20 protein-coding genes are annotated in these 22588 nt (G+C 71.8%); 12 read left to right on the forward strand and 8 right to left on the reverse strand.

The annotated features are described in order from the left end of the window. Nucleotides 1–2 precede the first annotated feature (2 nt). The 3 genes from IPH07_14375 to IPH07_14385 form a co-directional block, all read right to left on the reverse strand. Complete coding sequence (locus tag IPH07_14375) at nucleotides 3–1163, reverse strand: acyl-CoA dehydrogenase family protein (GenBank protein ID MBK6918577.1); 1161 nt, start codon at nucleotides 1161–1163, stop codon at nucleotides 3–5. Between the two features lie 74 nt (nucleotides 1164–1237). Further along, on the reverse strand, nucleotides 1238–2854 hold the full coding sequence (locus IPH07_14380; GenBank protein ID MBK6918578.1) for an acyl-CoA carboxylase subunit beta: 1617 nt from the start codon (nucleotides 2852–2854) through the stop codon (nucleotides 1238–1240). Then, nucleotides 2851–3729, reverse strand: a complete 879-nt coding sequence (locus IPH07_14385; protein MBK6918579.1) for an SDR family oxidoreductase — start codon at nucleotides 3727–3729, stop codon at nucleotides 2851–2853. The genes IPH07_14380 and IPH07_14385 overlap by 4 nt, the downstream gene beginning before the upstream one ends. A 373-nt stretch (nucleotides 3730–4102) precedes the next feature. Here IPH07_14385 and IPH07_14390 point away from each other — a divergent pair, with 373 nt between their 5' ends. Continuing rightward, a complete protein-coding gene (locus tag IPH07_14390; protein ID MBK6918580.1) occupies nucleotides 4103–4405 on the forward strand; it encodes an SCP2 sterol-binding domain-containing protein in 303 nt (100 codons plus the stop codon). Between the two features lie 128 nt (nucleotides 4406–4533). Continuing rightward, the gene (locus tag IPH07_14395) at nucleotides 4534–5640 is read left to right on the forward strand and encodes a hypothetical protein (GenBank protein ID MBK6918581.1); all 1107 of its coding nucleotides are present in this window, start codon (nucleotides 4534–4536) and stop codon (nucleotides 5638–5640) included. 166 nt (nucleotides 5641–5806) lie between these two features. Here IPH07_14395 and xth read toward each other — a convergent pair whose 3' ends face one another. Next, nucleotides 5807–6610 (reverse strand): exodeoxyribonuclease III, encoded by an 804-nt coding sequence (xth, locus tag IPH07_14400; protein ID MBK6918582.1) that lies wholly within the window; start codon nucleotides 6608–6610, stop codon nucleotides 5807–5809. A 62-nt stretch (nucleotides 6611–6672) separates the two neighbouring features. On the opposite strand from xth, the gene IPH07_14405 reads away from it, so the two are divergent. Next, on the forward strand, nucleotides 6673–9498 hold the full coding sequence (locus IPH07_14405; protein ID MBK6918583.1) for a serine/threonine protein kinase: 2826 nt from the start codon (nucleotides 6673–6675) through the stop codon (nucleotides 9496–9498). A 54-nt stretch (nucleotides 9499–9552) separates the two neighbouring features. Here the strand turns inward: IPH07_14405 and IPH07_14410 are convergent, their stop codons facing one another. The 3 genes from IPH07_14410 to IPH07_14420 form a co-directional block, all read right to left on the reverse strand. Further along, on the reverse strand, nucleotides 9553–10725 hold the full coding sequence (locus IPH07_14410; GenBank protein ID MBK6918584.1) for a hypothetical protein: 1173 nt from the start codon (nucleotides 10723–10725) through the stop codon (nucleotides 9553–9555). Between the two features lie 52 nt (nucleotides 10726–10777). Next, nucleotides 10778–10966 (reverse strand): hypothetical protein, encoded by a 189-nt coding sequence (locus IPH07_14415; protein ID MBK6918585.1) that lies wholly within the window; start codon nucleotides 10964–10966, stop codon nucleotides 10778–10780. 68 nt (nucleotides 10967–11034) lie between these two features. After that, the gene (locus IPH07_14420; protein MBK6918586.1) at nucleotides 11035–11937 is read right to left on the reverse strand and encodes a helix-turn-helix transcriptional regulator; all 903 of its coding nucleotides are present in this window, start codon (nucleotides 11935–11937) and stop codon (nucleotides 11035–11037) included. Between the two features lie 185 nt (nucleotides 11938–12122). On the opposite strand from IPH07_14420, the gene IPH07_14425 reads away from it, so the two are divergent. The 6 genes from IPH07_14425 (at nucleotide 12123) to IPH07_14450 (ending at nucleotide 17590) form a co-directional block, all read left to right on the forward strand. Continuing rightward, nucleotides 12123–12347 carry a hypothetical protein gene (locus tag IPH07_14425; protein MBK6918587.1) on the forward strand — a complete coding sequence of 75 codons (225 nt, stop codon included), beginning with the start codon at nucleotides 12123–12125 and terminating at the stop codon, nucleotides 12345–12347. A 75-nt stretch (nucleotides 12348–12422) separates the two neighbouring features. Further along, nucleotides 12423–13394, forward strand: coding sequence for a hypothetical protein (locus IPH07_14430; GenBank protein MBK6918588.1), 972 nt, complete (start codon nucleotides 12423–12425; stop codon nucleotides 13392–13394). Continuing rightward, nucleotides 13391–13615 (forward strand): hypothetical protein, encoded by a 225-nt coding sequence (locus tag IPH07_14435; protein ID MBK6918589.1) that lies wholly within the window; start codon nucleotides 13391–13393, stop codon nucleotides 13613–13615. The genes IPH07_14430 and IPH07_14435 overlap by 4 nt, the downstream gene beginning before the upstream one ends. After that, the gene (locus tag IPH07_14440) at nucleotides 13612–14442 is read left to right on the forward strand and encodes an HlyD family efflux transporter periplasmic adaptor subunit (protein ID MBK6918590.1); all 831 of its coding nucleotides are present in this window, start codon (nucleotides 13612–13614) and stop codon (nucleotides 14440–14442) included. The genes IPH07_14435 and IPH07_14440 overlap by 4 nt, the downstream gene beginning before the upstream one ends. Then, nucleotides 14439–16706, forward strand: coding sequence for a peptidase domain-containing ABC transporter (locus IPH07_14445; GenBank protein MBK6918591.1), 2268 nt, complete (start codon nucleotides 14439–14441; stop codon nucleotides 16704–16706). The genes IPH07_14440 and IPH07_14445 overlap by 4 nt, the downstream gene beginning before the upstream one ends. After that, nucleotides 16703–17590 (forward strand): HlyD family efflux transporter periplasmic adaptor subunit, encoded by an 888-nt coding sequence (locus IPH07_14450; GenBank protein MBK6918592.1) that lies wholly within the window; start codon nucleotides 16703–16705, stop codon nucleotides 17588–17590. Before IPH07_14445 ends, IPH07_14450 begins: the two co-directional genes overlap by 4 nt. Here the strand turns inward: IPH07_14450 and IPH07_14455 are convergent. Further along, nucleotides 17587–19107 carry a hypothetical protein gene (locus IPH07_14455; GenBank protein ID MBK6918593.1) on the reverse strand — a complete coding sequence of 507 codons (1521 nt, stop codon included), beginning with the start codon at nucleotides 19105–19107 and terminating at the stop codon, nucleotides 17587–17589. The two genes, IPH07_14450 and IPH07_14455, sit on opposite strands and share 4 nt — an antisense overlap. 232 nt (nucleotides 19108–19339) lie before the next feature. On the opposite strand from IPH07_14455, the gene IPH07_14460 reads away from it, so the two are divergent. The 3 genes from IPH07_14460 to IPH07_14470 are packed head-to-tail and all read left to right on the forward strand — an operon-like array spanning nucleotide 19340 to nucleotide 22580. Then, nucleotides 19340–20470 carry an acyl-CoA/acyl-ACP dehydrogenase gene (locus IPH07_14460; GenBank protein MBK6918594.1) on the forward strand — a complete coding sequence of 377 codons (1131 nt, stop codon included), beginning with the start codon at nucleotides 19340–19342 and terminating at the stop codon, nucleotides 20468–20470. Nucleotides 20471–20505: 35 nt separating this feature from the next. Continuing rightward, on the forward strand, nucleotides 20506–21363 hold the full coding sequence (locus tag IPH07_14465; GenBank protein MBK6918595.1) for a PhnD/SsuA/transferrin family substrate-binding protein: 858 nt from the start codon (nucleotides 20506–20508) through the stop codon (nucleotides 21361–21363). Continuing rightward, the gene (locus tag IPH07_14470) at nucleotides 21360–22580 is read left to right on the forward strand and encodes a ferritin-like domain-containing protein (GenBank protein MBK6918596.1); all 1221 of its coding nucleotides are present in this window, start codon (nucleotides 21360–21362) and stop codon (nucleotides 22578–22580) included. The genes IPH07_14465 and IPH07_14470 overlap by 4 nt, the downstream gene beginning before the upstream one ends. Nucleotides 22581–22588: the final 8 nt, after the last annotated feature.

Genomic DNA, 22588 nt, shown 5'->3' on the forward strand with positions numbered 1-22588 from the left:
GGTCAGGCCTTCTCCCGGCGCGGCAGGGTGCCGTCGAGCTTGCAGATGATCGCCAGCATGACCTCGTCGGCACCGCCGCCGATCGAGCACAGCCGACCGTCACGGTAGAACCGCGAGATCTTGGACTCGTGCATGAAGCCCATGCCGCCCCAGAACTGCAGGCAGGTGTCCGAGACCTCCCGCGCGAGCCGACCGGCCTTGAGCTTGGCCATCGAGGCCCAGCGTGTGACGTCCTTGCCCTCGATGTACTGCTCGGTGGCTTGGTACACCAACGCGCGCAGGGCTTCGATCTCGGTCGCGCACTCGGCGAGCTTGTAGTGCACGTACTGGTTGTCGAGCACGCTGTGGCCGAACACCTTGCGATCGCGGGTGTACTCGATGGTGGCCTTCAGCGCTTGATCGAGCCCGCCCAAGGTGTTGGCCGCGCCCCACAGGCGCTCCTCCTGGAACTGGATCATCTGCAGCATGAAGCCCATGCCCTCCTGGCCGACGACGTTTCGCCGGGGCACCCGCACGTCGTCGAAGAAGATCTGCGCGGTATCCGAGCTGTTCATGCCGATCTTCTTGAGCTTGCGCGCCCGCTCGACGCCCTTGCTCGCCATCGGCACGACGATGAGGCTCTTGTTGCGGTGCGGCGCGCCCTCGGAGGTGTTGGCGAGGCAGCACATCCAATCGGCCTGCATGCCGTTGGTGATCCACATCTTGCCGCCGTTGATGATGTAGTCGTCGCCGTCCTTGCGCGCGAAGGTCTTGATCGCCGCGACGTCGGAGCCCGCCTGTGGCTCGCTGACACCGATGCAACCGACGAGGTCGCCGGCGATCGATGGCGCCAGCCACTCGCGCTTGAGCTCGTCGCTACCGAACTTCGCCAGCGCCGGCGTGCACATGTCGGTCTGCACGCCGATTGCCATCGGCACGCCGCCGCCGTTGATGGCCCCGAGTGCCTCGGCCATGACCACCGAGTAGCTGTAGTCGAGCCCGAGCCCGCCGTACTCGGGCGGCTTGGTGACGCCGAGGAAGCCCTGATCGCCGAGCTTCTTGAAGAGCGCGTGGGCGGGGAAGATCTCTTCGTTCTCCCACGCGTCCATGTGGGGATTGATCTCGCGCTCGATGAACTTGAGCATCGAGTCGCGGAGCTGTTCGTGTTCCTGCGTGATCTTCATGGGCTTTCGGACTCCCGGGGCGGGCGCCACCGGCGATGCCGGGGCTGGATGGGTGGAGGTTGGTCGCTGCGCTGCTACAGGCGCGCCACGCCGAAGGTGATGGGCCGCAGCCGACGCTGCTCGCCCTCGCGACAGGTCGCCAGCGCGGTCGCGATGACGCGACGGGTGTCGCGCGGATCGATGATGCCGTCGTCCCACAGCCGCGCCGTGGAGAACAGCGCGGTCGACTCGGCGTCCAGCTTCTGCTTGATGCCGGCCGACATCTTGCCGAGGTTCTCGTCGTCGAGGATGACGCCTTGGCGGGCGAACTTGGCCCGCGTGATGATCTCCATCACCTTCGCAGCCTGCTCGCCGCCCATCACCGAGGTGCGGGCGTTGGGCCACGCGAAGATGAAGCGAGGATCGAACGAGCGACCGCACATGCCGTAGTTGCCGGCGCCGAACGAGCCGCCGACCAAGATCGTGATCTGCGGGACATTGGCGTTCGCGACCGCCTGGATCATCTTGGCGCCGTGCTTGACGATGCCGTGCTCCTCGGCGCGCTGCCCGACCATGTAGCCGGTGGTGTTCTGGAGATAGACGATCGGCGTGCCCGACTGGCAGCAGGCCTGGATGAAGTGCCCGGCCTTGGCGGCGCCCTCGGGGAAGATGGGCCCGTTGTTGCCGATGAACGCGACCGGCCAGCCCTCGACGCGCGCGTGCACGCACACGGTCTGCTCGCCGTAGCGGGGCTTGAACTCGAGCACGTCGGAGTCGTCGACGACGCGCGCGAGGATCTCGCGCACGTCGTAGGGCGTGCGGTAGTCGACCGGCACCGCGCCGCACAGCTCCTCGGGATCGTGGCGCGGTGGTCGACTGGGGAACGGCGCCGGCTGCTGCCCCGGATCCCACGGCAGCTTGCCCAGCAGCTCGCGGGCCAGCGCGAGCGCACCGGCGTCGTCGTCGGCCATGTACTCGGCGGTGCCGGCCACGCCCATGTGCATCTGCGCGCCGCCGAGCGCCTCCTCGTCGGCGTCCTCACCCAACGCGGCCTTCACGAGCGGCGGGCCGGCCAGGAAGATGCGGGTCTTGCCGCGAACGACGATGACGTAGTCCGACAGGCCCGGCAGATACGCACCACCGGCAGTCGACGAGCCGTGCACCACCGTGATGTGCGGGATGCCGGCGGCGGACATGCGCGCCATGTTGGCGAACACGCGACCGCCGTCGACGAAGATCTCGGACTGGTACAGCAGGTTGGCGCCGGCGCTCTCGACCATGCTCACGCACGGCAGACGGTTGGCCAGCGCGATCTCCTGCGCACGCAGGCTCTTGCGCAGGCCCATCGGCGCCACCGCACCGCCCTTGATCGCGCTGTCCGAGGCGGTCACCAGGCAGCGTCGACCCGCGACGAAGCCGATGCCGACGATGTTGCCACCGCCGGCGATGCCGTCGTCGCCGTCGTCGTCGTGCATCTTGTAGCCCGCGAGGGTCGACAGCTCGAGCCACGGCGCGCCGCGATCGAGCATCGCCGCGACCCGCTGGCGCGGCAGCAGCTGCCCGCGCTTGCTGAACTTGCCGGCCTGTCGCGACGAGTGCTCGCGGACCTTGCCCTCGAGGCGCCGGACCTCGTCGACCAGCGCCAGCATGGCCCCGCGCTGCTCGGCGAAGAGCCCGCCGTTGGGATCGATGCGGCTCTCGATCACGCTCATGCGGCGCCCCCCTTGCGGTCGAGCACGCTCGGCACCACCGCGCGATGGAAGCCCTCGAACGGCCGCGATCGATCGTGATCGGGGGTCGGCCACAGCGCGCTGGTCAGGGGCGCGCCGCCGTCGACCTTGAGGGTCTCGCCGGTGATGAACGCAGCGGCGTCGGACAGCAGGAACACGATCGCCGCGCTGATCTCGGCCTCGGTCGCGAGCCGCTTGAGCGGCACCGCCTCGCGCAGCTTGGGAATCATCTGCTTGATCGGCCCCTCGTAGGTGTCGAGCCCGCTCGACGCGACCCAGCCGGGCGCGACCGCGTTCACGCGCACGCCCGCCGGCGCCCACTCGAGCGCGGCGGTCTGGGTGAGGTTGACCATGCCCGCCCGCGCAGCGCCCGAGTGCGCCATGCCGGGCATGCCGTTCCACATGTCGGCCACGATGTTGACGATCGCACCGCCGTGATCGCGCATCGACTGCGTGAAGCACTCGCGCGCGACCAAGAAGCCGCCGACGAGGTTGGTGCGCACCACCGTCTCGAAGCCCTTTTGGTTGATGAGCGCCATCGGCGAGGGGAACTGGCCGCCGGCGTTGTTGACCAGCGCGTCGATGCGACCGCGGGCGGCGACCACCGCGGCGATCATCTCGCGCACCGCGAGCTCGTCGCGGATGTCACAGGCGTGACTGCTGCACGCGCCGCCGTCCTCGGCGAGCTCGGCGGCGACGCCGGCGAGCCGCTCGGGCTTGCGGCCGACGAGCACCACGTGGGCACCGAGCGCGGCGAGCTCGTGCGCGGTGCAGCGGCCGATGCCACTGCCCCCACCTGTGACAATCACCGTGCGACCGGCGAACAGATCCGAACGAAACACGGAACGATACGGCATGGGGGCTCGTGGGGCCGTGGGCGCGCACGCGGACCGTCGGGGCCAGCTGCTGCCGCACGGTATGGGAGGCGAGCGCGAAGCTTACTCCGAACGCGAGCGTGCGCGGGTGTGCGAACCGACCCCGACGCGCGTACGCGTGCGGTGAGGGATCTCGCCGCCGCCGCGCGCTCGAAGGTTCAACGGCGCCGTGCCTGGTGCCGGTGATTGCATCGACGTCGCCGGCGGGGCCCTCGAGTTCGTGCTCGTGGCACGCCTGCCCGCGCCACCGGTGCTGGCGCCGTGCAGCCCTGCCGCGGCCCCCTGCATTCTTGCGCGGGCCGCTTTGACGCGCGCGGTGCTTTCGGGCTAAGCCTGCCGACCGGAACCCCACACGATGAGCATCGAGAGCGTCACCAACACCGTGCGCGAGAAGGTCGGCGAAGACTGCGGCCTCGGCGGATCGATCAAGTTCAACTGCGGCGGCGACGGCATGGTCACCGTCGATGCCAGCGTGGTGCCCAACATCGTCACCAACGACGACGTGCCGGCGCAGTGCACCGTCAAGATCAAGCTCGCCGATCTCGAGGACATGCTCGGCGGCAAGCTCGACCCGATGACGGCGTTCGGACTCGGCAAGCTGCAGCTCGAAGGCGACATCGGCGTCGCCATGAAGCTCGGCTCGCTCATGAAGCGCTGAAGCGCTCGCGGCGAGCACCGCCGCAGCCGCTTCGGGCCGCGGTCGCAAGCGCGCAGGGGGCCATCCCAGCCGCCCGCTGCTCGCGCCCCCTTCGCAGCCACGGGCGGCTTTGTTAGGCTCTTGGGATCATGCGAAAGCTTTGCCTGGTCTCGTCGTTCGTCGCCGTCGGTGCTTGTGGAAAGCAGGTCGACGACGTCTTCCAGCAGCCGACCACGACGCTCACCACCTCGGCGGGCGTCGACTCGAGCACGGGCGACGACACGTTGGGTGCGGAGAGCTCGACCGGTGAGCCCGGCACCACCACCGACGTCAGCACCACGCTGTCGACCACCGCGCCGGCCGACACCAGCGGCGACAGCAGCTCCGGTGGCGGCGATGCCGTCTGCGGTGACGGCGTGCGAAGCGGCTCCGAGACCTGCGACGGCGAGGACTTCGGCGACGCCAGCTGTGCGAGCCAGGGCTTCCAGACCGGCACCCTGGTGTGCAACGCGACCTGCCAGGGCTTCGACACCAGCGGCTGCTACATCTGTGGCAACGGAGCGCTCGAGCCGGCCGAGGACTGCGACGGCGTGGTCGGGCCGAACGTCGACTGCGTCGACGCGGGTTTCACCGCCGGCACCGTCACCTGCGATCCGGTCACGTGCCTCTACAACACCAGCGAGTGCTCGCTGTGCGGCGACGGTGTCCAGTCCGGGCCCGAAGCCTGCGATGGCGACGACCTCGGCGGCGCCACCTGCCAGTCGGTCGGCTTCGACGCCGGTGAGATCGCGTGCGCCGATACCTGCGGCTTCGACTTCTCGGGCTGCTCCGGCGGCCAGTACCTCCAGGACTTCGAGAGCGGCCTGCTGGCCCCCGAATTCGCGCTCAGCGGCGACGCCAACTGGAGCGTGACCGGCACCATGCCGATCAACGGCAGCTTCTCCGCAATGAGCGGCGACATCTCCGACGGCGGCGAGACCTCCATGCAGCTGTCGGTGAACTACGCGATCGCCGGCACGGTCGCGTTCGCCCACCGCGAGAGCAGCGAGAGCAACTACGACTATCTCGAGTTCTGGATCGACAACGTGATGCAGGACGAGTGGTCGGGTGCCAACGCGACCGCGAACGAGCTCTACAACGTCGCCGCCGGCGTGCACACGCTGCGGTGGAGCTACACCAAGGACGGCAGCCTGTCGTCGAACTCGGATGCGGTCTGGGTCGACGACATCGTGCTCGTCGGCGGCGTGCCACAGTAGGTCGGGATGTCCCGCTCGCGTCCCTTCAACGCGCGAGCAACACCCCGGTGGTGCACGCGAGCAGCAGGGTGCCGTCGGCGGCGATCGCAGGCGGCGCGGTGACCTCGGCGCCCGCGGGCAAGGCGAGCTGCCGCAGCGTCGCGCGAGAACGCCGGCGAACCCGTGATCAGGTGGCCGCGGGCTCGAACGTCGCCACCACCGGCACGTGGTCGCTGGGGGTGTCCCAGCCGCGCGGCACGTCGTCGTGGACGACGGCGGTGCAGCGCGCCGCGAGCGAGGCCGACGCGAGCACGAGGTCGATCCGCAGGCCCTCGTGCCGCGCGAAGCCGCCGGTGCGGTAGTCGTACCAGCTGTAGTGCCCGCCGCCGGGCTCGCGCGCGCGGAAGCAGTCGGTGAGGCCGACGTCGAGCAGCTCCCGCAGCGCCGCATGTTCTTCGTCGGTGAAGAGCAAGCGTCCGCGGAAGGCGCCCGGATCCCACACGTCGCGGTCGTCGGGCGCGACGTTGAAGTCGCCGACCACCGCGACGGCCTCACCGCCGGCGACCGGCGCCCGCAGCTGCGCGGCCAGCCGTCGATACCACGCGAGCTTGTAGGCGAACGCATCCGAGCCGAGCTCGGTACCGTTGGGCACGTAGAGGTTGAAGATGCGCACGCCATCGATCACGCACTCGAGCACGCGGGGATGGCGATCGGGCTCACCCACACGGAAGCCCGCGTGCACCTCGGTCGGCGCGCGCTTGCTGATGGTCGCGACGCCGCACAGCGCACGGCCACCATGCACGGTCACGGTGTAGCCGAGCTCGAGGAACGGCACCCTCGGGAACAGGTTGTCCTCGACCTTCGTCTCCTGCAGGCAGAGCACGTCGGGCTCGTGATCCGCCAGCCAGGTCGCGACGTGATCGATGCGCGCGCGGATCGAATTCACGTTCCAGGTCGCCACACGCAGCGTGCCGGCGTTCGATGCGGTCATGTGTCGCGCGAACGTAGCACGTGCTTGCGCGGCAGCGGCGCAGGCTGCCATGCTTGGCGCCGGTGGCGAGCTCCGACGCACCGGCGGCCGACAGCGCGCCCGATGGCGAGACGCTCGCGGTGCTGCCGCTGCGCGGCGGTGAGCATGTCGGCCGCTACGTCATCCTCTACACGCTCGGCCGCGGCGGCATGGGTGTGGTCTACGCGGCCTACGACCCGCAGCTCGATCGCAAGCTCGCGATCAAGCTCATGCGACCGCGCGGCCGTCGGGGCCGACAACGTGGCGAGATGCTGCGCGAGGCCCAGGCGCTGGCGCGGCTGTCCGATCCCCACGTGGTCGCGATCCACGACGTCGGCCTGCTCGGCGAGCGCGTGTTCGTGGCGATGGACCTGGTCGACGGCCAGACGCTGCGGCGGTGGGCGCAGGCCGCCCCCCGTACGCCACGCGAGATCGTGAAGGCCTATCTGCAGGCCGCGCAGGGCTTGGCGGCGGCCCACCGCGCCGGCATCGTGCACCGCGACTTCAAGCCCGACAACGCACTCATCGACAAGCTGGGGCGCGTGCAGGTGCTCGACTTCGGGCTCGCGCGCGTGCACGACGGCGAGCGGGCGACGCCAGCGCAGGAGCGCGACCCCGACGAGCCGCCCCGTGTGCGCGGCACGCCGATGTACATGGCGCCGGAGCAACACCTCGGCCGCGACAGCACGCCGGCGTGCGATCAGTTCGCGCTGTGCGTTTCGCTGTTCGAGGCGCTGTTCCGGCGCGTGCCGTTCGCCGGCGACGACAACCCCGCGATCGCGCGCGCGATCATCTCGGGCCCGATGCCCGAGATCCCGCGGGCGCCCGGCATCAACGCCGCGCTGCGACGCACGATCCTGCGGGGCCTCGCCCGCGAGCCCGAGCACCGCTTCACCAGCATGGACGCGCTGATCGACGCGCTGCGGCGGGCCAACGCGCGGCCGGCCCGGCTGCGCGTGGCCGGTGCGGCGACGGTGCTCGCGGTCGGCACCGCCGCGGCGGTCGTCGCCGGCGGGCTGATGCGGCGCGAGCAGCCCTGCGACGGCGCGGAGGCTCGCCTCGCGGGCGCGTGGGACGACGAGGTCGCCGCACGCGTCGACGCAGGCCTGCGTGGCAGCGGTCGCGCGCACGCAGGCCGTACCGCCGAGGGTGTGCGCGCCGCCCTCGACGCCTTCGCGGCGCACTGGCGCGAGGGCTGGCGCGATGCGTGCGAGGCCACCACGCTCCACCACGAGCAGTCGGCCGAGCTGCTCGATCTGCGCATGTCGTGCCTCGATGGCGCCCGCGAGCGGGTGTCTGCGCTGGCGCAGACCTTCGCGGTCGCCGACGGCGAGACCGCCGATCGGGCCCTGCAAGCCACCGCCGCACTGCCCGAGCTGGCGGCGTGCGCCGACGCCGAGGCGCTACGCCGGCGCGAGCCGATGCCCAGCGATCCCGATCGACGCGCGCAGGTCGAGGCGCTGCGGGTCCGCGTGGCGCAGGCCAGCGCACTCGAGCAGGCCGGCAAGCCCGCCGACGCGCTCGCGGTGGCCGAGGTCGCGGCGCGACGGGCCCACGATCTCGGCCACCACCCGACGATCGCCGAGGCCGAGCTGCAGCTGGGGCACGCCCTCGACACGCTCGGCCGCACGCCCGACGCCGAGCTGGCGCTGCGCCGTGGCGCCATCGCGGCCGAGCACGCCGACGACGATCGCCTGCTCGCCGACCTGCGTACGATGTTGGTGTGGGTCGCCGGTGCGCAGCTCGAGCACCGCCGCGACGGTGAGCTGTGGGCCGAGCTGGCCCGCGCCGCGTTGGAACGGCTCGGCCACGACCCTGCCCGCGAGGCGCGACTCGAGCACAACCTCTCGCGCGTGCTCGAGCACGGCGGTCGCCCCGAGGACGTGCTCGAGCACCAGCGCCGCGCGCTCGCGCTGGCCAGCGAGCCCGGCGCGATGGCGGAGCTGGATCGCGCGCCGTTGTTGGGCAGCCTCGCGATGACGCTGTCGGAGCTGGGGCTGCACGACGAGGCACTCGCGCGGGCGCAGTCGAGCCTGGCGATCTGGCAGGGCGCCCAGGGCGAGGCCCACCCCGGCACCGCAGCGGCGCTCGGCGCCGTGGGGCTGGTGCTCGACGCCCGCGGCGATCCGGCCGCCGCGCTCGAGTGGTACCAGCGCTCCCACGCCGCGTTCGCGGCCGCACTCGGCGAGGACAACCCCCGCAGCGCCGACATGCTCGACAACGTCGCGATCGCCACGCTCGAGCTCGGCGAGACCGAGCGCGGCGTGGCCCTGCTCGAGCGCGCGCTGGCGCAGCACGTGGCCGCCTACGGTGAGCGCAGCGCCGCGGTCGCCCAGGATCACCAGAACCTCGGCAGCGCGCTGCGCCTGCTCGGTCGCGCCGACGAGGCGCTCGCCCACCACCGCACCGCGCTCACCGTGCGCGAGGGCTTGTTCGGGCGCGACGACCCGCGCGTGGCCGACTCGTTGGTCGGCGTCGCCAACGTGCTCGAGGACGACCTCCAGCGTCCCGGGGACGCGCTCGAGCTGCGGGTGCGCGCGCTGACGCTGCGCGAGCGCGCGCTCGGCCTCGACCATCCCCTGCTCACGCTGGATCTCGCCAACCTCGCGCACAACACCGCCATCGTCGGCGACACCGCGGCGGCACTGCGCCACGCCGAGCGGGCCGGGCGGCTCGCCGGCGACGCGTCGGTGCCCGATGATCTGCGGGCCTACGCCGCGCTCGTGCTCGCCCACGTGATCGCGCTGCGGGGCGACGACCCCTCACGCGCACGCGCACTGCTGGAGCGCGGGCGCAGTGGTGCGGGACGCGACATCGACGGCGCCGCCGCCGAGCTGGCCCGCGCCACCGAGACCCTGCTGCGGCGTTGACGTGCTCGCGCGCGGCGGCGCAGCGGTGGTGCGAGCTTCGGCCCGCGCGGTCGCTCACCAGGCTTCGAACGGCAGCTCGACCAACGCCTTGGTGCGCAACAGCAGCGCCACCGTCGAGGCCAGCGCGCTGCGTTCCCAGGCTGGGAACGCGCTGCAGAGCTCGGCGAAGTCGAACGCACGCCGGCCTCGTTCGAGCCACGCGAGCGCCGGCTGCAGCGACGATGGCAGCGACAGCGAGGCCTTTGCGCCGGTGCCGAGCGCGGTCGCGATCGACACGCGCACGCGGTCGCCCTCCTGCGTCAGTGCGACGTGGGTGCTCGGGTCGCGCTTGAGTCGGGTGGTGTCGAGCACACGCCCGGGCTCGAGGGGCGGCGCCTCGGCCGACGCCAGCAACCGCTCGGTCGACAGCCCGCCGAGGCGGGCGACGAGCTGCGCGACCAGCTCGTCCATGCGGGCCTTGGCGGCGTCGCGATGGCCGGGCGCGGCCGACCACCCGTGCGCGAGCGGGCGACGCCAGTCCTCGGACTGCAGCAGCACATTCTCGAGGTAGCGCGTCAACAGCTCCGCCGGCGTGGGGTTGCGGAAGGCGACCACCGCCGTCATCGCGAGCGCGTCGCCGGACAGCGTCTCGTGGTAGAGCCCCCGCGGCGTGTACAACACCGAGCCCGGCCGCAGCTCGATGTGCTCGGCGTCCTCGGGCAGCGTCGTCACGTCGAGCAGGCCGTCGGACTGCGCGAGCCAGTGCGGCGGGGTCTCGCGCCCGGGCACGTGCTGCATCTTCGGGAATCGCGTGGGGTGTGCCTGCACGCGGAACGCCTTCGGACCCATCAGGTGGATCGCGATCTGCTCCTGCGCGTCGCAGTGCACCGACAGGCCGCTGTTGCGCCCGTTGACGAACACCGCCATCGTCGCGCACCCACGCGGCATGCCGAGCTCCTGCTCGAGTGCATGCAACCATTCCTTGGCACCGGGCGCGAGGTTCTCGACCTCCGTGAACCCCACACTCAGGCCCAGCTCCGCGAAGCAGGCGCGGGTCTCGATGCCGTGGACCTGGTAGCGCCCGAGGTTGCGGTTGGTGACGTAGACCGGACCGCGGTACGCGGCCGAAAGCGCGTCGGGGTCGGCGAGCACGCCTTGGTAGAAGAAAGCCGGCAAGCGGTCGAGGCTGCCGTGCACCGTCAGGTGCCGATCGGGGAAGTGGCGCTCGAAGAACGCCGTCGTCGTCATCGTTCCCAGGAGGTCTTCGAGCGCCATGTTCGTGTCCGTTCGTCGCTTGGGTTCAGGCCGGCGGGAAGCCGATGGGGCCCGAGGTCGCGTTCATCGCCGCGCACGGCGGGAAGCCGATCACGCCGCCCTGCACGCAGGCCAGCGAGGCCTCGTCGAGGCTGCGGAGATCGTCGAGGTCGAGCGAGAGCTTGTCGCTCGGCTCGGCGGTGGGAAGGCTGGGGGTGGTCGTGTTGCGCTTCATGACGGGCTAACTTAGTGAGCGGTCGAGGTGGCGGCCAGCGATGGTGGTTGTGCGGCGGCGACAATCACCTACGGTTTCGCGTCAACGACGGGCGCATCGGTGGTTCGGCGCACGCGAGCGTCATCGCGACGGTGGCCGCGGTAGCACGACGGCGTCACGCCGACCTGCTTCTGGAAGGCGACGCAGAACGCGGCGTTCGAAGCGAAGCCGACCGCCTGCGCAATCGCGGCGATCTTGTCGTCGCCGGCGCGCAGCATCGCCTTGGCGGCATCGATGCGGCCACGGAGGATCTCGTCGCGGACGCTGGTGTCGAGCCGCTGCAGCGTGCGCTGCAGCGTGCGTGCGCCGGTGCCCAGTGCGGCCGCCACCGACGCCAGCGTCGCGCTCGCGTGGTCACCGGCGACGACCTCGCGGACCCGCCGCAGCAACTCGGGACCCACCAGCGCGTCGCGCTCGCGCTCGATCGCATCGACCTCGACGGCCGACATCGCGAGCCAGGTGTGGGCCTGCTCGCGGTCGTGGAACAGGCGCGCGTCGATCCGGCCGACGACCCAGTCGTGCACGAGCCCGGCCACCGCGGCGCCGACCAGGCCGCTCGGCCGCACGATGGCCAGTCGGCGCACGCGCTGCGCCAGCGCGTCGATCCACGTGCGCAACGCCCCTTCGAGGAACACGAAGCGCGACTCGTCGACCGATCGAACCTCACCGAGGTCGTGCAGGATGTCGTAGCGCGGCGCCAGCTGCGGATGCACCAGCACCGGCAGCAGCGCCGCGAGCGTGTCGAGCTCCCGTGGCGCGTCGATGCTGGTGTGGATGGCGCCCAGGCGCTCGGGGGACTGCACCCAGACCGCGAAGCTGCGGCCAGTGATCGATGTGCCGATCGGCGCGGCGAGGAACGCCGACGGCGCACTTGCATGGCGCAGCCGCACACCGTCCTTCGCTGGAGCCGACAGTTTCGGCAAGTCGAGCACGACCCGTAAGGCGTACGACGTGGCGGATTGATCCCGCCTCGCGATCCTCGGGTGGTGCTTTTCTGAAATTTCCCTCGCATTGCGCCGGCGGGGTTGTTCGGCGTCGCTCGCCTCGGGCATGCTCGCGGCCCCGCGTTCGCGCGGCCAAAGCAGACGGGCAGTGCCCGTGGAAGAAGGAGTCAACGATGTCCAAGCGCAAGCAAGAGCCCACCCCACTCTTCATCGAGGATCTCGGCCAGGTGCACGGCGGCAAGAAGCCGATCGCCACCACGCTGGCACTCGGCGAGGAGGGTCCCCACCCCACCACGCTCGCGCTCGGTGAAGAGGGCGGCGGCGGATCGACGGTGCTCGGTGGCGAAGAAGCCACGACCCTCGCACTCGGCGAAGAGGGCGACCTCCCGTCGATCTGAACTCCAACCGGACGCCCTCGGGCCCGGCCGCAGATGCCGAGCCCGGGGGCGCTCCCCTTCGCCCGCGAGCCCGTCATGTCGAACCACGCGTCGTCCCTGCGCCCCCCTGCCCTCGACCGCATCGTGCTGGTCGGCTCTCCGAAGGACGAACACATCGCTGCGATTGCGGCATGGCTGCGCAAGCACGATCACGAGCCGTTGCTGTTCGACGCGCTGCGATTTCCCCACGAGCTCCACGTCAGTCTCGGCGCCACACCCGATGCGATCGAGATCGACGGCGTGCAGCTCCACCGCCCGGCCGCGGTGTACCTGCGCAGCATCTATCAAGACCCGGTCGCCTTCGGCGTCGATGCTCAGCAGGACATGGACGGCGACTGGCGGCGCACGTTGATGGCCTATCGCGAGCGCGCCGCGCTGCTGTCGGCGGTGCTGCAGCGCTGGGAGGCCGCCGGCGTGCCGATGTACAACTCGCCATCGTCGCTGGCGTCGATCAACAAGCCCTACCAGCTGTCGATCCTCGCGCACGCGGGCCTGCCGGTACCGACCACATTGTGGAGCAACGATCCCGTCCGCGTGCGCGCGTTCTGCAGCGACCGCGAGGCCGTGTACAAGCCTGTCGCGGGCGGCTCGGTGACCCGCAAGGTCGAGCCGCGCGACCTCGGTGACGAGCGCCTGGCGACCCTGGTGGGGGCGCCGGTCTGCTTCCAGGAGCTGCTGCCGGGGGACGACGTGCGGGTCTACGTCATCGACGGCCGCGTCGCCGCGGCGCTGCGGATCGAGACCGACGCGCTGGACTTCCGCGCCAACGAGCAGCGAATCGTGCCGATCGAGCTGCCCACCGCGGACGCCCAAGTCTGTGTCGACGCGACCGCGGCGTTGGGGCTATCGTGGACCGGCATGGACATCAAGGGCGATCGGCACGGGCGCTATCGCATCTTGGAGCTGAACTCGTCGCCGATGTTCCTCGGCTTCGATGCGATGGCGGGCAGCGACGTGCTGTCGGCGATCGGCGGCGCGCTCCTGGCACGCCTGCCGAGTTCTCGATGAGCGACGACGGTCACCCTGCCGAGCCCCGTGGCGAGCGCGTCGAGATCGTCGACGATGCGGCGGCGCTCGCCGGTGCGCAGGGCAGCGCGGGCGCGGCCGCGCCCGCGATCGCACCACCGCAGCAACCACGCCCGTTGTTCCGCGCGCAGGCGATCGAGGCCCACCGCCGCGGCACCACACTCGGCAGTCCGCTGCACGTGGTCCCGGGTTGGATCCGGTGAGCATGCGCGCCGTGGGGCTGGTGGTGGCGTCGGCGGCGGTGTTCGCCGCCACGGTGCGAGTCGGCGACTACGCCCGCGGCCCGGCGGTGATCCGCATGGAAGGTCGGCAGGTGCTGGCCTCGCTCGCGGCCGGCAGCGTGACGGAGATCCCGGTGCAGCCAGGTCAACGCGTGCGGGCGGGCGCGGTGCTGCTGCGACTCGACGACGGCCCCCAGCGCGCCGAGCTCGAGCACGCCGTCGGCGAGTACGAGCTGCTGCTGGGCCGCCTGCTCCGCGAGCCCGACGACGAAGGTCTGCGCAAGCAGCTGGCGTCGCTCGACGTCGCCGCGAAGCTCGCACGCAGCCGCCTCGACGAGCGCGTGCTGGTGGCGCCGCAAGACGGCACCATCTCCGACATCCGCGTGCGCGTGGGCCAGGCCGTGCAACCCGGCGACGCGTTGGTGGCGGTCGATCGCCCCGACTCGCGACCGCTGGTGGTGGCGATGCTACCCGGCCACGAGCGCCCGCGGCTGTCGGGCGATCGCACGCGGATGCTGCTCGAGCTCGACGGCTTCCCGCGCATCCGCGTGCCGGTCGAGGTCCGCAGCATCGCCGACGAGGTGGTCGGCCCGGCCGAGGCGCTGCGGTTCCTCGGCAAGGACCAAGACGGCGCGGTCGAGCTGCACGGCCCGGTCGTGATGGTCGAGGCGTCGATCGACGGCAACGAGTTCGAGTCGGACGACGGGAGCTATCGCTTCTACGACGGCATGCAGGGCGCCCTCGAGATCGAGGTCGACTCGCGCACGCTGCTCGAGTCGGTGCTACCGGGGACGGCGGGTCGTCGATGAGCGCGGCGACGCCGACCCCCGACGAGCCGCCGCGCGGCCAGACCGCGGAGCCCGAGCCCGCCGGCCGCGAGCCCCGCTTCCGCGCGCTGCTGCGACTCGGCGTCACGGCCCGCGGGCGTCACATCCCGTTCGTACAGCAGGTCACCAACGCGGACTGCGGCGCGGCCTCGTTGGCGATGGTGCTGGCCTATCACGGCAAGCACATCGCGCTCGACGAGCTGCGACGCATGCTCGGGGCCGAGCTCGGCGTCGACGCGGTCGCGCTGCTGCAGGCCGCACGGCACTTCGGCCTGCGCGGTCGCGGGGTGCGGGCCGAGCTCGACGAGCTCGAGTGCCTGCCGCGGGGAGCAATCCTCCACTGGGACTTCAACCACTTCGTGGTGCTCGAGAGCATCTCGCGCACCCACGTGGTCCTGGTCGACCCGGCGATCGGCCGCCGCCGTGTGCCGATGTCGCGCTTCGCCAACAGCTTCACCGGTGTCGCGCTGCTGTTCGAGCCCGGCGAGGGCTTCACGACCTCGAGCGCGCCGCCGCGGCCGCGCACGATGTTCCGTCAGGTGCTGGGTCACCGCGAGCTGTGGCTGCGCATCGTCACGCTGTCGGCGATGATCCAGGTGCTCGCACTGGGCTTGCCGCTGCTGACCTCGGTCTTGGTCGATCGCGTGGTGCCCCGTCGCGATTTCGACCTGCTGTGGGTGCTGGCCGGCGGGCTGGCGCTGATGGTCGGGTTCCACTTCCTCACCTCGTGGATCCGCTCGAACCTGCTGGTCCAGCTGCGCACGTTGCTCGACGCCGAGCTCACGGTCGGCTTCGTCGATCACCTGCTGGCGCTGCCGCTGTCGTACTTCCAGCGCCGCTCGACCGGCGACCTGATGATGCGGCTGGGCAGCAACTCGACCGTGCGCGAGATCATGACCTCGAGCGCATTGTCGGCGGTCCTCGACGGCACCATGGTGGTGCTGTACCTGGTGCTCATCGTGTGGGTGAGCCCGACCCTGGGCCTGCTGGTGCTGGGCCTCGCGAGCGTGTTGTCGCTGCTGTTCGTGGCGGTGCGACGTCGGCAGCGCGAGCTGATGGCCGAGGGTCTGGTGGCGCAGGCCCGCAGCTCCGGCTTCGAGGTCGAGATGTTGACCGGCATCGAGACCCTCAAGTCGATGGGCGCCGAGCACCGCGCGATCGATCGCTGGTCGAACCTCTTCACCGATCACCTCAACGTGGCCCTCACGCGCTCGCGGCTCGACGCGCTGGTCACCGCGACCTCGGGGGCGTTCTCGGTGGCCGCGCCGTTGGTGGTGCTCGGCACCGGCGCGCTGCTGGTACTGCGCGGCGATCTCAGCCTCGGCACCATGCTGGGCCTGTCGGCGCTGGCGGGCGGATTCCTCGGCCCGGTCTCCGCGCTGGTCGACACCGGCTTCAAGCTGCAGCTGCTCGGCAGCTACCTCGACCGCATCGAGGACGTGCTGGGCGCGACCACCGAGCAGCACGGCAGGGCCACCACGTGGGCGCCCAAGCTGAGCGGCGCGCTGCTGGCCCGCGGGCTCACCTTCCGCTACGACGCCACCGTCGCGCCGGCGGTGCTCGACGTCGATCTCGAGATCCCCGCCGGTGCGTTCGTCGCGATCGTCGGGCCCTCGGGCGCCGGCAAGTCGACCCTCGCCAAGCTGCTGCTGGGGCTGTACCCGCCCACCTCGGGTCACGTGCTGGTCGACGCGATGGATCTCAACTCGCTCGATCTCGGCTCGGTGCGGCGGCAGTTCGGTGTGGTGCCGCAGCAGCCCGCCCTGTTCGCGATGTCGGTGCGCGACAACATCGCGCTCGGCCGCCCCGGGGTCCCGCTCGATCAGGTGATCGCGGCCGCGCGGCTGGCCGCAGTGCACGACGACCTCATCGCGCTGCCGATGGGCTACGAGACGGTGCTCGCCGACGCCGGCGCTTCGCTGTCGGGCGGCCAGCGCCAGCGGCTCGCACTGGCCCGCGCGCTGCTGTTCGACCCCGCGGTGCTGGTGCTCGACGAGGCCACCAGCGCGCTCGATGCCATCACCGAGCACGCGGTGCAGAGCGCACTGGCGACGCTCCGGTGCACGCGCATCGTCGTGGCCCACCGCCTGAGTACGGTCATGAGCGCCGATCTCATCGTGGTGATGGATCACGGACGCGTGGTCGAGGTCGGCACCCACGCCGACCTGGTCGCGCGACACGGTACCTACCAGCAGCTCTATCGCCGCCAGCTGGTCGCGACCGCGGCCGAGGGGTCGACGCCGTGACGCGCACGCGGGCCGCGGTGGTGGTGCTCGCGCTGGCCGTGCCCGTGGGTTGCCGCGAGGACGCCCGCATCGCAATGGTCGCCGAGGCCGACGACGACGCCTCTGCGCCTGCGGCGCTGGACCCCACCGACGACGCCCTCGCCGCCCGCGGGATGCTCGGCGTGGTGGTGCCGCGGCGCGAGATCCGACTCGCCACCGACGACATCGCCCGCATCCAGGACGTGCTGGTGGAGGTCGGCGATCGCGTCGAGGCGAACACCCGGGTGGTCGTGCTCGACGACAGCGCCGAGCGCAGCGAGCTGCGTTCCGCCCAGGCCGGCGTGCGATCGGCCGAGGCGGAGGCGCGACGCCTGGCCCTGCAGGCGCGGCACTCGAGCTCCGAGGCCGCGCGCGCCAGCAAGCTCGCGGGCATCGTCTCCGACGACGAGCTCAGCCGACTGCGCCACGACGAGGGCAGCGCGGCGCTGGGCAGCAAGCGCGCGGGGGCCGACGCGGCCGCCCGGCGGGCCGAGGCCGACCTCATTGCCTCGCGCATCGAGAAGTCGGTGCTGCGGGCACCGTTCGCCGGCGTGGTGGTCGAGCGACTCGCCGACGCCGGCGCGATCGTGGGCGCCGGCGAACCCATCGTGCACGTCATCTCCGATGAGCTGGTGCTGCGCTTCGCCGCGCCCGCGGCCGCGCTCGAGCGGCTCGCCGAGGGCGCGGCGATCCACGTCAGCTTCGTCGAGCTGGGCCTCGAGCTCGACACCGTCGTGCAGACGGTGGCACCCGAGATCGACTCGGCCACCCGCATCGTGATGATCGAGGCCGCGCTGCCGCTGTCGCCCGAGCAGCGCGCCCGGGTGCGCGCCGGCGCGACCGCCCGCGTGCGCCCCGCGAGCTAGCCGCTCGCGGGTGCGGCCGCCAACACCGGCACCGCAGCCCCGGTGATCTGCAGGTCGACGTAGTGCACGTCGCCGGGGATGCCACTGATGAAGATCGCGGTCTCGAACGCGCCGTAGTCGGCCCCGAGGCCGAAGTTCGCGTTGGCGGGAGCGTTGGGGATGACGCCGGCGATCTCCTCGACCTCGGTCATCATGCCGTCGTCGTCCATGAACACGCGATCGAGCCGGCCATTGGCGCCCTCGGCCCCGCCGCTGTCGACGACGTAGAGATTGCCGCAGACATCCATCGCGATGCCGTCGGAGAAGCCCGCGAGGTCGGTGACCATCGCGGCCTCGCCGCTGGGGCTGCCGCTGGCGTCGATCGGCAGCCGGAAGAGATTGCTGTCGGTGTAGCTGACGTAGAACAACAGCCCCCGCAGGGGATCGAACAGCACGCCGTTGCCCTCGGGCACGTCGGCGACCATCGTCGCGGTGCCGCTGGCGGGATCGAAGCGCGAGACCCGGGCACCGAGGAACTCGGTGAACCACACCCGGCCCATGGTGTCGGTGTAGACCCCGTTGGGGAACGAGAGCCCCGGCAGCGGCGTCTCGAGGCTACCGTCGGGGTGCATGATCTGCAGCGAGTTTCCCTCGCGCTGCATCATCACGAGGTCGCCGTTGGCGAGGTAGCGCATGCCGAGCGTCGACGAGTTGGCGAAGCTCGCGGCGTCGGTCAGCGGCAACACCGTGAAGCCGGGATCGTCGGGTGTGCCGAGGGTTGCGCCGGTGACGTCGAGCCGCGACAACCCGGTGCCGTCGCGCGCGACGAAGCCACCGTTGCCGTCGGGTGCGAGGTCTTCGGCGCCGCCCTGGGGCATCGCGCCGACCGGCTGGAAGAACGTGCCCGCGTGGACCAGCTCGTAGGGCCCGCGGAAGAGGCTGTCGCACTCCGGCGGGTAGTCGATCGGCGGATCGCCGGTGCTCGAGTCCTCGGCGGAGTCGGTGGTCGGGTCCTCGGTGGTGGTGCCGCTGCCCTCGCCGCCGCTGGTGTCGGCAACGCTGGCGGTGCCGGTGCCACGCAGGTCCTCCAGCAGGCCGTAGAACTTCGAGATGTCGCGATCGAGACAGCGCACCTGAAACGCCTCGGGCTCGATGCGGCAGTCGCCGAGCGACAGCCACACGCCCTTGCCCTTCTCGAAGTCGATCGCGCGGATGCGACCGACGTTGAGCTCGTCGAGATCGTCGGGCAGCTCGTGGCGGTAGCTGACCAGCGCATCGAAGCGCAGCCGCGGGTTGGGCGACACGAGATAGGTCGGACCGTCGACCGCCGGCGGCAGCGTCGACGGGCCGACGCAGAACTTGGTGTCGTCGTCGAGCGCGTCGGGTTGGATTGCGATCGTCAGCACGCTGTCGATCGACTGCAGCACGCCGCCGCGGGGGCCGATGGTGCTGCACACGGTGTTGGACGACTCGCCGCAGGCGATCGCGGCGGCCGCCAGGAGGAGCACGCAGGCGTGCGGGGCCACGATCGAGCGCATCGACGCCGCTGAAGGTAGCACGGGCGCCCTCGCCTTGACCGGCGGCGACGCCCGTGGGGTAGACTTCGGCGGCCGTTGCGGTCGAACCGCGCGACACCCTGCACGCCACGCCGCGACACACCGCGCGGCCGGGTGCCCGACCGTGCGAGACCCGCCCGCGGCACGACGCGCAGGGCGGGCAGCCCTTCGGCGCGCGTTGCCTCCAGCGCCTCACCCCCAAGGAACACCGACGATGCCTACCCACGCCTCCGATCTGCTCGCCGAAATCGATCGTGTCGCCAACGACGTGATCGCGCCCGCCGCCGCCCGCGTCGACGCCGAGGGCGAGTTCCCCCGCGCGTCGATCGACGCACTCGCAAAGCTCGGCGCGCTCGGCATCCTGAGCGACGCATCGGTCGGCGGACTCGCGCTCGGCCTCGGCGTGGCCTCGCGCGCGGTCGAGCGCGTCGCGCGGGCCTGCGGCTCGACCGCGATGATCTATGCGATGCACCTGTGCGGCACCGCGGTGATCGAGGCCCACGGCAGTGTCGAGCGCCGCCGCGCGGTCGCCAGCGGCGCGGAGCTCACCACGCTCGCGTTCTCCGAGGTCGGCTCGCGCAGCATGTTCTGGGCCCCGACCAGCACCGCAACCGCGGCCGACGGTGGCGTGCGCCTCGACGCCAAGAAGAGCTGGGTGACCTCGGCCCACCACGCCGACACCTACGTCTGGTCCTCGAGGCCAGTCGCCGCCGACGGTCCCAGCACGATCTGGCTGGTGCCGCGCACGACCCCGGGCGTGGTGGTGTCGGGCGGCTTCGATGGCCTGGGCCTGCGCGGCAACGACTCGTGTCCGGTCACCGCCACCGGCGCGTCGCTGCCGGCGTCGGCGCGACTGGGCGCCGACGGGGCCGGCTTCGACGTGATGATGGGCGTGGTGCTACCGACCTTCCAGGTCCTGAACGCGTCGTGCTCGCTGGGCCTGATGAACGCGGCGATCGGACGATCGATCGCCCACTGCACGGCGACCAAGTTCGAGCACACCGGCGCGAGCCTGGCCGACAACCCGGTCACCCGGGCCTACCTCGCGCGCATGAAGCTCGCCGCCGACGGTGTCGCGACGCTGCTGGCCGACACCGCAGCGGCGCTCGCCGAGGGCCGCGCCGATGCGAGCCTGCGCGTGCTGCAGTCGAAGGCCGCCGCCGGCGAGACCGCGACCTCCGTGCTCGACCTCGCGATGCGAGTCTGCGGCGGCGCGGCGTTCCGCAAGGAGATCGGCGTCGACCGCTACTTCCGCGACGCACGGGCCGCCAGCGTGATGGCGCCCACCACCGACACCCTCTACGAGTTCATGGGCCGCGCCCTGTGCGGGATGCCGCTGGCCTGACCCCGCGCGACCCAAGGATCGGAGCCACGTTCGTCATGACACGCAAGACACTGTTGCTCGGCGCCGTCGCCTACGACCCCAAGGTGGTCACCATCTGGGAGGGCTTCCGCGAGTTCTTCCGCGCCCACGACTTCGAGTTCGACGTCGTGATGTTCACCAACTACGAGCGCCAGGTCGCCGCGCACCTCGAGGGTGCAATCGACGTGGCGTGGAACAGCCCGCTGGCGTGGCTGCAGTTCGAGGCCGCGGCCAAGCAGCGCGGTCGCGAGGTGCGGGCGGTGTGCATGCGCGACAGCGATCGCGATCTCACCTCGTTCGTGGTCGTGCGCGAGGGTGGTGGCGTCGACACCGTCGAGCAGCTGCGCGGCAAGACCGTCGCGGTCGGGGCCGCGGACTCGCCGCAGGCCACGCTCATCCCGCTGGCGCTGCTGCGCGAGCACGGGCTCGAGCCCGGGCGCGACCTCGAGGTGCGCCGCTTCGACGAGCTGGTCGGCAAGCACGGCGATCACATCGGCGGCGAGCGGGATGCCGCGCGCGCGCTGATGGCCGGCGAGGTCGCGGCCGCGTGCATGATCGACGGCAACCACCTGCTGTTCGCCCGTGAGGGCGTGCTGCCGACCGGCGGCACCAAGGTGCTCGCGACGACGGCGCCCTACGACCACTGTAACTTCAGCGTGTTCGCCGATGTCGCCGACGCGCCGCAGCAGCGCCGCTTCGTCGAGCTGCTGCTGGCGATGGACTACGGCGACGCAGCGGTGCGCACGCTGATGGACCTCGAGGGCCTGAAGGCGTGGCTGCCCGGTCGCACCAGCGGCTACGCCCAGCTCGAGCGCGCGTGCGCGGCGTTCGGCGTGCTGCAGCCGTTCCTCGACGAGGTCGCCGGCGGCCGATGAGCGAGCGCGACGCCGGCCGCAGCGAAGCCACACTCGTCGAGCTCGGCCCACTCGGGCTCGACGACGGCGGCGAGGTGCTGCTGGCGTGGCGACTGCGAGCGCTGCCGGTCGACGCCCACGTGCGGGTGGTCGGCACGCGGGCCGACCTCGGGCTGCAGGCGCGTCCGTGGTGCCGCGCGCTCGGCCACACGTTGCTGGGCAGCGACGCGGCCGGCTTCGAGCTGCGCAAGGGCAGCGTGTTCGCGGCGCGGTGGCGCGACGCGCTGGACACCGGCGGCGTCGATCCGCGTCGCGACGGTGCGATCGCCGAGCAGGCCTCGCCGTCGTGGGGCCTGGCGGCCCGCGGCGCGCGCGTCGAGGCCGGCTGCGCACCGCTGCACTTCCCGTGGGCGCGGCGCGAGGAGGTGTGGGCCGACGAGGCGCCGGGCCTGTACGCCCAGGCCGCCGCCGCGCAGTGGGACCCCGCGCGCGCGATCCCGTGGGACACAGCGCTGGTGCACGACGACGCGATCGAGGACGCGGTCGTGCAGGTCATGACGTACCTCATCGAGAACGAGACCGCGGCGCTGTTGGTGCCGGCGCGGTTCCTCGCGCAGATCCACCCCCACTTCCGCGAGGTGTTGCAGGTGCTCGCGGTGCAGTGCGCCGACGAGGCCCGTCACATCGAGGTCTTCACGCGGCGCGCGGCGCTGCGCCACGGCGCGCTCGGCAGCTCCAGCGCCGGTGGGCAGGCCTCGCTGCGCACGTTGGTGGAGGAGCCCGACTTCGCGATCGCCTCGTTCCTGCTGGCGGTGCTGGGTGAGGGCTCGTTCCTCTCGCTGCTGTGGTTCCTCGAGGCCCACGGCCCCGACCCGATCACACGCACGATCGCCAAGCTGGCGGCGCAGGACGAGGCCCGCCACGTCGCGTTCGGGCTCGCGCATCTGCAGCGCCACCTCGCCGCCGATCCCACCCTGGCCGATCGCCTCGCCGCCGCGGTGCACCGCCGCCACGACGCACTCGCCCACACCGCGGGCCTGAACGCCGACGTGTTCGAGGCGCTGGTGGTGCTCGCCGCCGGCTCGCTCACCCCCCAGGCGATCGCGCGCGGACACGCCGAGGTGCAGGCGCTCGTGCACGACATGGACCGTGGCCGACAGCGTCGGCTCACCCGGCTGGGCTTCGCGCCCGCGGCCGCCGCAGCGCTCAGCGAGCTGCACACCCGCAACTTCATGTGACGCGTCAC

This window comes from Deltaproteobacteria bacterium (genome assembly GCA_016709225.1).
GTDB lineage: Bacteria > Myxococcota_A > Polyangia > Nannocystales > Nannocystaceae > Xiheibacterium > Xiheibacterium phototrophicum.

Bases quoted from the DNA above. Each gene is read 5' to 3' on its own strand.
- IPH07_14375 (MBK6918577.1), bottom strand. From the start codon at position 1,163: ATGAAGATCACGCAGGAACACGAACAGCTCCGCGACTCGATGCTCAAG.
- IPH07_14380 (MBK6918578.1), bottom strand. From the start codon at position 2,854: ATGAGCGTGATCGAGAGCCGCATCGATCCCAACGGCGGGCTCTTCGCC.
- IPH07_14385 (MBK6918579.1), bottom strand. From the start codon at position 3,729: ATGCCGTATCGTTCCGTGTTTCGTTCGGATCTGTTCGCCGGTCGCACG.
- IPH07_14390 (MBK6918580.1), top strand. From the start codon at position 4,103: ATGAGCATCGAGAGCGTCACCAACACCGTGCGCGAGAAGGTCGGCGAA.
- IPH07_14395 (MBK6918581.1), top strand. From the start codon at position 4,534: ATGCGAAAGCTTTGCCTGGTCTCGTCGTTCGTCGCCGTCGGTGCTTGT.
- xth (MBK6918582.1), bottom strand. From the start codon at position 6,610: ATGACCGCATCGAACGCCGGCACGCTGCGTGTGGCGACCTGGAACGTG.
- IPH07_14410 (MBK6918584.1), bottom strand. From the start codon at position 10,725: ATGACGACGACGGCGTTCTTCGAGCGCCACTTCCCCGATCGGCACCTG.
- IPH07_14415 (MBK6918585.1), bottom strand. From the start codon at position 10,966: ATGAAGCGCAACACGACCACCCCCAGCCTTCCCACCGCCGAGCCGAGC.
- IPH07_14425 (MBK6918587.1), top strand. From the start codon at position 12,123: ATGTCCAAGCGCAAGCAAGAGCCCACCCCACTCTTCATCGAGGATCTC.
- IPH07_14430 (MBK6918588.1), top strand. From the start codon at position 12,423: ATGTCGAACCACGCGTCGTCCCTGCGCCCCCCTGCCCTCGACCGCATC.
- IPH07_14435 (MBK6918589.1), top strand. From the start codon at position 13,391: ATGAGCGACGACGGTCACCCTGCCGAGCCCCGTGGCGAGCGCGTCGAG.
- IPH07_14445 (MBK6918591.1), top strand. From the start codon at position 14,439: ATGAGCGCGGCGACGCCGACCCCCGACGAGCCGCCGCGCGGCCAGACC.
- IPH07_14455 (MBK6918593.1), bottom strand. From the start codon at position 19,107: ATGCGCTCGATCGTGGCCCCGCACGCCTGCGTGCTCCTCCTGGCGGCC.
- IPH07_14460 (MBK6918594.1), top strand. From the start codon at position 19,340: ATGCCTACCCACGCCTCCGATCTGCTCGCCGAAATCGATCGTGTCGCC.
- IPH07_14465 (MBK6918595.1), top strand. From the start codon at position 20,506: ATGACACGCAAGACACTGTTGCTCGGCGCCGTCGCCTACGACCCCAAG.
- IPH07_14470 (MBK6918596.1), top strand. From the start codon at position 21,360: ATGAGCGAGCGCGACGCCGGCCGCAGCGAAGCCACACTCGTCGAGCTC.